We start from the raw sequence: 3,736 nt of genomic DNA, 5'->3' as shown, positions 1-3,736 counted from the left end.
AGCACGTCGACCCGGGTCGGTGCGGACAGCGATAGTGCCACGCCCAAGCCCGTCGCCAGCGCCATCAGGCCCAGTTCCAGCACGGCGATCTTGGCGAACGAGCGACGACCCGAGCCCTCGCTGAGTTTCGGCAGGATGCGTCCGCGGATTCGTGCAGCAGCAAGGATCAGACCCGCCAGCAGCAGAGTCTTGATGACGACGAGGCGTCCGTACCCACTGGTCAACAGATCTGCGGGACTACCCAACCGGGTGTACGCGTTGGCGAATCCGGAGATGCCCAGCACCACCACGCAGGCAAGGGCGAGTTGACTGAACCGTCCCGCCGCTACTGAGACGTACTTAGCCCGGACGCCCGCCGCCGCTTGGCTCACCCGCGGCAGGGCGATAGTTCCCAACGCGATCAGCCCACCAACCCACACGGTCGCTGCCACCACATGCGCGACCCCGTTGACCAACGCGATCGCGTGGTTACCGAGGCCAGCGGCGTGACCGGCCAGGGCCGGTAGCGCGATGGCGACGAGCGTCGTGACGCCCAGCGCCGTCGCTGTGGTCAACCGCAATGTGAAGAAAGAACAGACGCTGACGATCAGCGCGAGCAGGGCACCAACGACCACGGTGCGAACGCCGGTGATGTCCCACGCGTATGTCCGCAGTAGGTCGGGCGCCAGCGCCTCGCTGATCGAAACGCCGAGCACTTCGGACAACGTGAGGGCGGCCTGGATCAGCGCGAGGACAACCCAAACGCCAGCAGCGATGCCTGCCCGAACGAGGCTTCGACGGCCCCCGTTGGAGACGAGCCCCTTGCGGGCGTCTGCGTCCAGGAACGCCGCATGCAGTAGCCACCCGGCAGTGAACATCGCGGCGACGAACACCAGTGACGTTGCGACGGGTAACAGCCAACTGACCACCGGTCCGGCATCGGGCAAACCATTTGGGGCGGGCTGGTAACCGCCGCCGGAGATGAGCAGTCCCGCCAGCGATGCGAGAACGACGAGCAGACCGAATGCAAAGACCAGCCGCCCAGCTTGCGGTTGCTGGCCCTGTGCCTGGTTGACCGTCGGTCCACCGGTGGCCGTCGTTGCTGTCATGTCCGCGCCAAGGGTGCCGTTAGTCGGAGTCTTTGCTGATGTTGCGGCGAATCGCGAGCCCAACGATGATCACCAAGACGATGAGAACCCCGCCGAGGGTGGGCAGCAGCCAGGAGCTATTGCTGTTCGAGGCCGACGTGGTGTCAGCCGCAGGACTGGTGGTCACGGTTGGGGTCGGGCTAGGACTTGCCGCACCGGTGGGTTCCGCGTAGCCGAAGCCGAATTGTCCACTCAGTGGATGACCATCGGCACCGACGTTGCGCCACGAGACGACGTACTCACCCGCCGGGGTGCTCGCTGGCCAGGCGACCGTAACCGTCGCGCCAGACGCTGTGGGTTCCGGCAGGTTGACGTCCGTTCCGGTCGTGGACGCCGCCGCGATCTTGGTGGTGTCTTTGAGCGGTGCCGCCTCAAAAGTCAATACCAACTGCTTCGGCGCTTGGGTGAGGACTGCGTTGTTCGCTGGCACCGTCGACTGAAGTTCGTCGTGGGCTTGGACCGCGGCCGGGAATGCGAACAGGGCCACCAGCGACAGTGTCGCGGCAGCCCCGGCGCTGAGCAGTTTCTTCACGCGCTCAGCTTACGTTCGCATCCCGACGCAATGGTCGAGAGGTTCACAATCCTAGAAGTCCTCTTCCGGCAGCTCCATCACGTCGAGCGTGGTCGCCTCCGCGACGGCGAGCTCGGCGGTCAGCAGTGGTAGCCGGTTGGCGGCGAACCACTTGGCGATGGCGAGCTTGCCGTTGTAGAACGGCTTGTCCCGCTCGCTCGCACCAGCAGCCAGCGCCTCAGTGGCAACGTCAGCCTGCTTGAGCAGCAGCCAACCGATAACCAAGTCGCCGCAGGCCATCAGCAGGCGGGTGGTGTTGAGGCCGACCCGGTACAACTCGTTCGGGTTTTCCTGGCTCTTCATCAGCCAGCCGCCCATCACGCCGATCATGCCCTGGACGTCTTCAAGCGCCTTGGCGAGCAGTTGGCGGGACTCTGCGAGTTGATCGCCGGCACCGGTGTTCTTGACGGTCTCGGTGATGTTCGCGGCCAGCTGCGTGACGGCCTGGAACTGATCGCGGACCATCTTCCGGAAGAAGAAGTCCATGCCCTGGATGGCAGTGGTGCCTTCGTAGAGCGTGTCGATCTTTGCGTCACGCACGTACTGCTCAAGCGGGTAGTCCTGCAGGAAGCCCGAGCCTCCGAACGTCTGCAGTGACTCGGTTCCCAGCAGGACCCAAGCGCGCTCCGAACCGACACCCTTGACGATGGGCAACAGCAGATCGTTGAGGCGGTCGGCCATGTCGCCAGCGCCGTGCTCGGCGTGGTGCAGCATGACCTCGTCCTGCTGCTTGGCGGTGTAGGCAACCAAGGCACGCAGGCCCTCTGAGTAGGCCTTTTGAGTCATCAGCGAGCGACGCACGTCCGGGTGATGGGTAATGGTCACGCGGGGAGCGGTCTTGTCCAGCATCTGGGTCAGGTCAGCACCCTGGACGCGGTTCTTTGCGTAGTCCAGCGCGTTGAGGTAACCAGTCGACAGCGTCGCGATTGCCTTCGTGCCGACCAGCATGCGCGCGTACTCAATGACCTTGAACATCTGCGCGATGCCGTCGTGGACGTCGCCGACCAGATAGCCGACGGCTGGCTGCTTTTCGCCGTAGGTCAGCTCGCAGGTGCTGGAGGACTTGATGCCCATCTTCTTTTCGATGTTGGTCGTGTAGACGCCGTTGCGCTCGCCGATCTCGCCCGTCTTGGTGTCGAAGTGGAACTTCGGCACGACGAACAGGCTCAGACCCTTGGTGCCCACGGTGGCACCCTCTGGCCGGGCGAGGGTCAGGTGAATGATGTTCTCGTTGAAGTCGTTCTCGCCACCGGTGATGAAGCGCTTGACGCCTTCGATGTGCCACGTGCCGTCTTCCTGCTGAACGGCCTTCGCGCGGCCAGCGCCAACGTCAGAACCGGCGTCGGGCTCGGTCAGAACCATGGTGGCGCCCCACTGGCGCTCGATCATGATCTGGGCCCAGTGCTGCTGCTCGTCGGTGCCAAGGGCATCCAGAATCGCCGCGAAGCCGGGGCCAGCCAGCGACATGTAGAGCGCAGGGTTGGCGCCGAGGAACATCTCCGCCATCGCCCAGTTGAGGCTGGGGGGTGCACCGATGCCGCCGAGGCTTTCGGGGAGTGCGGCGCTCCAGTAGCCTGCGTCCCACAGAGTCTGGAAGGACTTCTTGAACTCATCGTTCATGGTGACGGTGCACTCGGCCGGGTCGTACACGGGAGGCTCGCGATCAGAGGCCACGAAGGAGTCAGCGATCGGGCCGGACGCCAGCTTCTCGGACTCGCGGAGCAGATCGCGTGCGCTGTCAACGTCCATCTCGGCGAACGGGCCCTTGCCCAGGCGGTCAGCTGCGCCGAAGACCTCGAACAGGTTGAACTCGATGTCGCGGAGGTTGCTCTTGTAATGGCCCATTGCGTGACTCCTCGTGGTCTGAAGTGCAGCTCAATGCGAGTGGTGGGGGAACTAGTTACTCGTCAGTAACCCAATCATGCTACTCGCCGGTAACTTACGCAAGACCCTTGGACTCACTCTCTGAGTTGTCTTGGTCACGTCACGCAGTCACGGAGCGTGACGATGGCCATCGACGCCCTGATCGGGAGCTCTC

At 64.1% G+C, this 3,736-nt stretch carries 3 protein-coding genes; all 3 read right to left on the bottom strand.

The window, feature by feature from the left end:
* A partial coding sequence (locus tag KAZ48_11340; GenBank protein MBP7973383.1) for a CopD family protein occupies positions 1-1,088 on the bottom strand: 1,088 nt, incomplete at its 3' end.
* Between the two features lie 19 nt (positions 1,089-1,107).
* The gene (locus KAZ48_11335) at positions 1,108-1,659 is read right to left on the bottom strand and encodes a copper resistance protein CopC (GenBank protein MBP7973382.1); all 552 of its coding nucleotides are present in this window, start codon (positions 1,657-1,659) and stop codon (positions 1,108-1,110) included.
* A gap of 51 nt (positions 1,660-1,710) precedes the next feature.
* A complete protein-coding gene (locus tag KAZ48_11330; GenBank protein MBP7973381.1) occupies positions 1,711-3,543 on the bottom strand; it encodes an acyl-CoA dehydrogenase in 1,833 nt (610 codons plus the stop codon).
* Positions 3,544-3,736 lie beyond the last annotated feature (193 nt).

Source organism: Candidatus Nanopelagicales bacterium (assembly GCA_018003655.1).
GTDB lineage: Bacteria > Actinomycetota > Actinomycetes > S36-B12 > UBA10799 > JAGNDY01.
The sequence above is the reverse complement of the archived record's forward strand: the minus strand, read 5'-3'. Positions and strand labels throughout refer to the sequence as shown.